Source organism: Bradyrhizobium sp. Mp27 (genome assembly GCF_029953005.1).
GTDB lineage: Bacteria > Pseudomonadota > Alphaproteobacteria > Rhizobiales > Xanthobacteraceae > Bradyrhizobium > Bradyrhizobium barranii.
On record NZ_JASAUS010000240.1, the window covers coordinates 1 to 7,542 of the forward strand.

Genomic DNA, 7,542 nt, shown 5'->3' on the forward strand with positions numbered 1-7,542 from the left:
CTCCGTCGTTGCCGCCTCCATACCCCCCGCCAACGATTTGCAAACACGTTGATCAACAGACTGCAATCCCCACGCCAAACCTTTGCGAGTGGGACGCGAACGTCGCTTACCAAAATCCCCGCGAACGTCAACGTTAATCTAAATCTGAGTCTGAGCGGGCGGGCCGACCTGATCGCCCTTGCGCCATCGTATACTTTCACGACGGCGGTGCTTGGCGGGCAGTTGGTCGTAGGCATGTCCGGCCAGTACGGCAGAGCCGCCACCAGTATCGCCGGAACACTGACAGCGATAGCCGGACCGATTGTGATGACGCGCACCGGAATGCTCGAAGGCTCACTTACCTCCTACGGCGACCTCGCGCCATTCGCGCAACTGCTATGGAGCCATGGCGTCGACAATTACATGGCTTACGTCACGGGCAATATTCCCGTCGGCGACTATGATCCGACGCGGATTCCCAACATCGGGCTCGGGCACGGCGCGATCGACATTGGAGGCGCCTATACCTATTTCGACCCGGCGGCAGGAAACGAAATCTCGGGCGTCGCCGGCCTTACCTACAATTTCAGGAATCCTGATACCCTGTACCGGAGCGGCATCGATTTCCACTTCGACTGGGGCGCATCGCACTACCTCACCAAGCAGCTTTTCCTCGGCATTGTCGGATATGCCTACCAGCAAATCACCGACGATTCCGGCCAGAACCCGATCCTCGGTGGCTTCAGGTCACGCGTTTTCGGTGTCGGTCCGCAAATCGGGTACGGCTTCCCGGTCGCAGACATGCAGGGCTCCCTTAGCCTGAGGGGATACGGCGAATTCGGTGCAGCCAACCGTCCGTCAGGATGGAATACCTGGCTGACGTTCACCATTTCCCCGTCCGCGCCTGCCGCCATAGCGCGCACGAAGCATCTGGTTGTGAAATAAACCTCGTGCCAACCGGACGTCGGCTGCGATCGGCCGATGTCTCAAATGGGTCTAAATGCGAAGGACTCAACGTAAGCAAGTCGGCCTCGTTGAACGGACCTCAATGAGGCGTGTCACCACTTCGCTGAGGGGCCAGACCTGGACTCATCGCCGCAGCAAACGACATGCACGAACCGCAGTGATTTACTCAATCAATCGTCGGCGCGGGCGAGTGATCGAGCACTTTGATCACCGTCTCGTACCTTGTCGGCGCGCATCGCGCTCCGTTAGTAGACACCACGCCGCACGGCACGACGCGTATGGCGGTAATCGCGACGGTCGACACGACGCGCAGTCACGCGGGCGCGCCGATACGTGTAGGCCTGCGCTTGATCAACGCTTAACTCCACGACGCCACGCGATGTAACCTGCGGCGAGACTGGAATCGTCGCCAACACCACTGCCGCAAACAGCAGCCCGACAATTGAGTAAGCCCTCATTGCACCTACTCCTATTATCTACCATGGCCGTCAATGTCGGCCACTGTCACCAGATGTCAATGAATATGTGCAGCGCATCGAGCGACATAGTTTTCGCCAAAGCTTTGCACATGACTGCTCCAGATACTCAGGCCAGCAGGAAAAGGCGTCGAGGGGAATGGTGCACTGCGTTCATGCGCGCTGCACAAATCATGGAATGCTCATGTCTCAATTGGGTCAAAAGCAGCGGTGGACGCCAAGTTGGATCGGCGTCCGGTTTGCCCCTGACAGCCGACATGACACGCGCTCAATCGACCTTCGGCTAAGGGGCCAACAAACCGCCGCTGCCGCAAATTCTAAGACGCAAATTCCTTCGTTGATTGGTCAATAGCACTTACTCAACTAGAGCGCGCACATTTCCAAATTTTCCCAACTGTTGCCGCATAGGCACATCGAATGCCAGTCGGCTCAGCTAGGTTCGAGCTGGAACGCCGGACATCCAAAAAAGAACCGGCATCGTTCGGGTGAAACGTGGATGGAGCGAGAATAATGAGGAAGATTTTGTTAAGTGGCGTGGCCTTGCTGGCAGTGAGCATGGCGGCCCCCGCGTCGGCGGCTGATATGGCGGCACGCCCCTACACCAAGGCGCCGCCGCCGGTGGTCGCTCCGATCTATGACTGGACCGGTTTCTACATCGGCGCCAACGGCGGATGGGGCCAAAGCCACAATTGCGTGGATTTCGTCACGCTCGCAGGCACAGTTGCAAGCGGTTGCCGGGATCGGTCGGGTGGCGTTGTCGGCGGGCAGGTCGGGTATCGCTGGCAATCCAATCAATTTGTGTTCGGATTGGAAGCGCAGGGCGATTGGGCCGACCTCAGCAACACGCGCGTCAGCCTGTTCAACCCGACGCTTTCAACCACAGTTAAGACCGACGCCATCGGTCTCTTCACGGGCCAACTCGGTTGGGCGTGGAACGCGTCACTGCTCTACGTGAAGGGCGGCGCGGCCGTAACCAGCAATCGCCTGACAATATTCGACAACACCACCGGGATCGGTCTGGTCTCGGCAGATAACACGCGCTGGGGCGGCGCGCTGGGTGTCGGCTGGGAGTATGGCTTCGCACAAAACTGGTCGGTCGGTGTTGAATACGATCATCTGTGGATGGGACATGCGAACAACTCCTTCTCCGTGGCCGATCCGCGGCTTGCGGCCGTACTCAACGACCGGATCAGCCAAGACGTGGATATGGTCACTGTGCGCTTCAACTATCGCTTCGGCGGGTATGGAAAAGCTCCTGTCGCGGCGAGATACTGATATCGCTCCAGTCTGCGCAAACCAAAGCCCCGGCTCGCCGGGGCTTTTTTGCGGGCTATGTATGGCTAGCGGTTGCTGCATCTTTGCAATGTCTGAGGTGGGTGAGAGCGCCGGTTTACAGATGTTGCGGCTGCTTTCGGTCAGCCCAATAAGCCGACGATAGTTGAGCGGCCTCGAACTTCTCAGGCCGGAGTTGCTGCGAGACCGACGCATCCTCACTCTCTCGCCGGTAGGGGCGCTCGCGAGAAAGCTAACTTTGAGCGGCTCGCCCAGGAAATCGATCCCTTTGTCGCGGCGAATGGAGAGCTGGCCGGCCTAATGATATTCGCAAAGGCCTTTCCGGGGTGGGACAGCTCAAGCTCGTCGGAGGCTATCATCGACAGGTGAAGCGCGTGGTCGTCGTGACTGACAGCGAGCTCTTCAAGGCCATACCGCGGATGGCGAAGCACTTTGTCTCGGCGCAAGTTCGTCGATTTTCGTCCGATCAAAAAGCGGAGACGCTGGCGTGGCTGGAAGCGCAATGATCCATATCGGCGTGATCCGCCCATAGTGCGCCCGCCAGGACAAGCCCCGGCTCATAGGATGGAAGTATCGGGCTTCTGTTTGATCCAGATCAACCTCCCTTTGTTAAGCAGCGCTGCACTAACACGGCCTGTGGCAAGCACCGACGCAGGCGAGACGTGCCCCTCTTATCGACGATGGCCTTGAGGGCGCAGGCTTTCACTGCCGTCGCGTCACAGATGGAGCCTTCCGATGTGGATCCTGATGTACGTCTTCTCGTATTCAGTTAGTCCGGCCGCCACAAATGACAGAGCGGAATGGAGGGTCCTTCCGACCGTGGTATTCCAGGAATTTTCCAGTGAAGAGCGCTGCCTGGCAGCGAAGTCCAAACTGGAGGAGCGCTTGAAGGAGGCGGGAGCCAGGATGAGAAGCGGTTTGGAAGACTTGAAGAGCCTGGGTCAGGCTGACCCAGCGCAGATCATCATTGCCTTCAACGTCGAATGCGTACCGAAGTAGAGGCAGTGAACCACGACCGCGCCGCGCGCCAGACGGGAAGTCCTTGTCGAAAGCAACAATCGTTCGCAGGCTAGTTCTTCGACAAGTTTGGACGGGGGAAGGGAATCGAACCCTCGTATTCAGCTTGGAAGTCAGACGCGGCCGCCGGGTACGGCAAACTGTCAGAAACCATTCGGCGGTCGCAAGAAATGTAAGCGCATAGCCGTCCGATAACTGCGGGTGTCCCACGATCGCCTCAGATTGCCGCTCCAAACCTACGAAGGGTTCATTCCGGAGGCAGGCTGCCGAGTCCTGCTACCCGCTACCCGAACGCCCAGTGACGTCGTTCCTGCCGCAACACATTCGAACGTAGTACCGGGGTCAATGCAATGTTGAGAGGCACAAACATGAAATTCCTGACGGCATTGCTCGCTGCAGCATTTTCACTGGGATACGCGGGCCCAAGCGATGCCGTGGTGAGGATTACCAACGATCGGGGTGGGTTGATCCAACGTTACTTCGATCGGTACGAAAACTTGAAGAACACGGGCCAGACTGTGATCATCGATGGCCTCTGCGCCTCGGCCTGTACGATCGTCCTAGCTAAGATCCCTTCGGAAAGAATCTGCGTAACTGAAAGGGCAAATCTTGCCTTCCACGCAGCCTGGGACCTGGGGGCTGGCCGACGCCAAATTACAAATCCAGAAGCCACACGAATAATGTATTCAATGTACCCGGCTCCGGTTCGGAATTGGATCGCAACGCGTGGTGGTTTGTCTCGTCACACAATCTTCCTGCGCGGCGCGAGGCTTAAGGCGATATTTCCTCCTTGCTATCTAGACGCTGCGGTTTTCCTGCGCTCGTAGTTGATCAGATGCTGGTCTAACCCAGCCGTTCCGCGCGAGGCGTTAACATATTGGCGACGAACCACTGTGCACCCTGAATGGGTATTGTGCCGCCGGCAGCGAACTTCATTCGATCATGCAATGAGGAGGACAGGATTCAGGCGAGGTTCTGCGGGGCAGAGACTTCCTCAATTCGAGCGACCTCGTAACTTCCCAACGTCGGCATATTGCTGCGCGAACCGCCGGGCCTCCTCTGCGCATGGCTTAGGCTCAGGTACGTTTTTGCCTGGGTCGTCGTCAGAGTTGTCCGTAAATCTCACGGTATAAGGTGGTAATGGTTCAAGCCTATCCGGCCCACTGCGGATTCAACTAGGCCCTTGAGGTCAAAAACCGCCCAGTAGCCCTGAAAGGCGTGAATGAAACGCCAGCGATGAGTCAGTCGACCAGGCTACCGCAAACGCCCACACGAGCACTCCGAGCAAGTACGATACTCTGATCGCAGCGCCCGCTCGATCGATCCCGTTCAGACCGTCGTGGTGCACCCCTGCGACGAGACCTCCCTGCGCTGCGGCGTCCTCGACAGCGCCAGCGCGGGCATCATCCGACCGATCCTGGTGGGTCCGGAGGGAAAGATCAGAGACACGGCCGACACTCACGGGCTCGACATCGCGAGAATCGAAATCGTCGATGCGCCGCACAGCGAGGCGGCCGCCGCTAATGCCGTCGAACTGATCCACGCTGCCCACGGCGAGATGCTGATGAAAGGCAGTCTGCACACCGACGAGCTGATGTGTAGCATCACGGCCAAGGCCGGCGGTCTACGCATGGACCGGGCCACAACCAGACATCGGCATCTGATCGATCACCTCGTTAGCGCGCAGTAGGAATGGTCCGAGCGAGTCGTTGAAAACGTAAAGCGCGTCCTGCGCGACCACTGAGCGACACCACGTCTCGCGGCGGCGGTGAGGCCCCCGCTCGGCCCGCGCGTGCGGCAACTCCTACCAACCACTCAACGGAAATCTACTGGTTCGCCCGTTCGGCGTCGGCGGTAGCCATGTATTTCGATTGGAAATGCGCAACCCGCTCGCGCCACATTCCGACGAACGCCCCCGATGTCAGCTTATCCACCGATTTCCACTCGGCTTTGACGGCCGGAAGGGTATTCCGCCAGATCGCGCGTTTGCACCATTTTTCGCGTTTCTCCCTCCCTTCGCTGGTGGCACACATGGATTTCCAAGCGATGCGATCGGGTTGGCTGATGTGCTCGGCGGCGCCTTCCCAGCCTTGTTGATGGATCAAGTAAAGATCACTCAAGGTCGGCTTCTTCTGCGTCACCCACTCGAACAGAATGCCTTCGGTAATGACCTTGTAGGCTGCCGCAATGGCATTGTCGCGGGGATCAAGAATCTGCCCGGAGCCGAATTTGTTGAACTCGTACTTGCTCAGTTGAAACAGGCCGATATACGACCCCGTGCGCTGCTTGGGGTCGAAACCGGACTCGATCTTGGCAACCGCTTTCATGAAATGGAAGTCCAGACCGAAAGCGTCGGAAGCGCGCTTGATCTCCTCGACCGGCGTTCCGACCGGGATGTCCTTGAGTGACTTTAAGACGATCTCCGCCGGTTTCTCGGCAGGAGGCAGTTCGGACCAGACGTAATAGATGAGATAGCGAAAATCCTGCGTCACCGGCGCCGAGTTGGAGGCATTGCGCGTTGTCGGCCCCGGTTGGGCGACATCATGGTGGCCCAAGTCCACCGATTCCTGCACGGGCGGTAAATCGGCCGACAGCATCTGCGACGGATCGGGCAACGCAACCACGACGATCGATTCCGGCTTATCCGAAGCCGCCGTCGTGTCGGTGGCCGTCCCCGCCGCGGGTTCGGCGGCCGTCGCCACTTCGGCGCCAGCCACAGCAGCGTTCGCGACAACGGTGTTAGCGACAACGGCGTTGTCCATTGCGATTGCCTGCGGTTCATCCGCGAGCCTGGCGTTGGCGGCGAGCGATGCTGCGCGATCCTCGATTGGCACTGCGCCGATGTTTTCGGTGCCGGCCGAACCGAAGCCAGCCAGCCAGCCAACGATCCCCCCCGCGAGAACGACCGTTCCGCAAAACGTCGGCACCACTGCCGTAAATCGCCGCGGGTTCATCATCCCGTCGCCTCCAAAGGCCCCACCCGAGCAATGCTGCACAGCCAAGCACGCGACGGGTGAATTTTCGGGTCGAGACATGGCCGCGCAATGGCGCAAACCGCGGTTCATCATCTTTTCCACGAAGTGTTGCCCGCATGCAACGCGCCGGCGGCAAGCAATTGTTCTGCGACGTAAGCGTGTTGGGAAGTTTCGGACCCATGCGACGCATGCGGCTAGTTCGCGGCGAGCCGGTCATGGTGAATGTCGGACCAACAGGTGCGCTTGAGTGGCCGTAGTCGGGGATGCCGTCCCTTCGAGCGGTCTGTCGTTGACGATTTATGGGATCATCTGAGCGAACCGAACCCATTGCCCAAGATCAAAGCGTCCGTCGCAACGGCCCTCACACTGTACATTGATCGGCCCGGCGATCAGCGCGACGGCTATTGCCGATTGTCTTCTTCCGGCAGATTGGCCTCGTCATTGGAATTGGTCCAATTTTCGACCCACTGCGACCAGATTTGAAGACGAGGCTATGGTCGGTAACGCCACGCTTTTTGCGTTGGACCTCGCATGCAACTTCACTGCATGAGGCACTGAATGAGGAGGCAGACTCCAATAATAGCTTTCGCCGCTTTCATGCTCTCTACAGGGATCGCACACGCTCAGTTTCCGTTTTGGCCGCAGGACAGGTTCTGGCCAGGCCACTACGCTCCGTTCAAACACAAGCACTATCACCGGCAGACAAACTCTGGATCTGCGAAGAAAGAGCTGGCCCCGGTTGTTTGGACAGCGCCCCGCTGGATTTAAGTGGATTCCTGCCGGGTTATGCTGAACGCGGGGCTTTACGGTTTTGTCGTTGCGTCGGGAGGGCGTAG

Annotated in this window: 7 protein-coding genes; 6 read left to right on the plus strand and 1 reads right to left on the minus strand. The window is 58.7% G+C overall.

What is annotated here, in order from left to right; genetic code table 11:
* From QJT78_RS46515 to QJT78_RS46540, 6 genes are all read left to right on the plus strand, one after another.
* Positions 1-924, plus strand: a 924-nt coding sequence (locus QJT78_RS46515) for a transporter (RefSeq protein WP_281460688.1), incomplete at its 5' end; no start/stop codon positions are given.
* A 1,007-nt stretch (positions 925-1,931) separates the two neighbouring features.
* Positions 1,932-2,696, plus strand: coding sequence for an outer membrane beta-barrel protein (locus QJT78_RS46520; RefSeq protein ID WP_038953383.1), 765 nt, complete (start codon positions 1,932-1,934; stop codon positions 2,694-2,696).
* 344 nt (positions 2,697-3,040) lie between these two features.
* Positions 3,041-3,220, plus strand: coding sequence for an STAS/SEC14 domain-containing protein (locus QJT78_RS46525; protein WP_049808091.1), 180 nt, complete (start codon positions 3,041-3,043; stop codon positions 3,218-3,220).
* A gap of 229 nt (positions 3,221-3,449) precedes the next feature.
* Positions 3,450-3,713, plus strand: a complete 264-nt coding sequence (locus QJT78_RS46530) for a hypothetical protein (RefSeq protein WP_038945657.1) — start codon at positions 3,450-3,452, stop codon at positions 3,711-3,713.
* A 386-nt stretch (positions 3,714-4,099) separates the two neighbouring features.
* Entirely contained in the window at positions 4,100-4,558 is a 459-nt protein-coding gene (locus QJT78_RS46535) for a hypothetical protein (protein WP_080586904.1), read from the plus strand.
* Positions 4,559-5,070: 512 nt separating this feature from the next.
* A complete protein-coding gene (locus QJT78_RS46540) occupies positions 5,071-5,421 on the plus strand; it encodes a hypothetical protein (RefSeq protein ID WP_049808090.1) in 351 nt (116 codons plus the stop codon).
* Between the two features lie 136 nt (positions 5,422-5,557).
* Here QJT78_RS46540 and QJT78_RS46545 read toward each other — a convergent pair whose 3' ends face one another.
* Positions 5,558-6,688, minus strand: a complete 1,131-nt coding sequence (locus tag QJT78_RS46545; RefSeq protein WP_281460689.1) for a transglycosylase — start codon at positions 6,686-6,688, stop codon at positions 5,558-5,560.
* Positions 6,689-7,542: the final 854 nt, after the last annotated feature.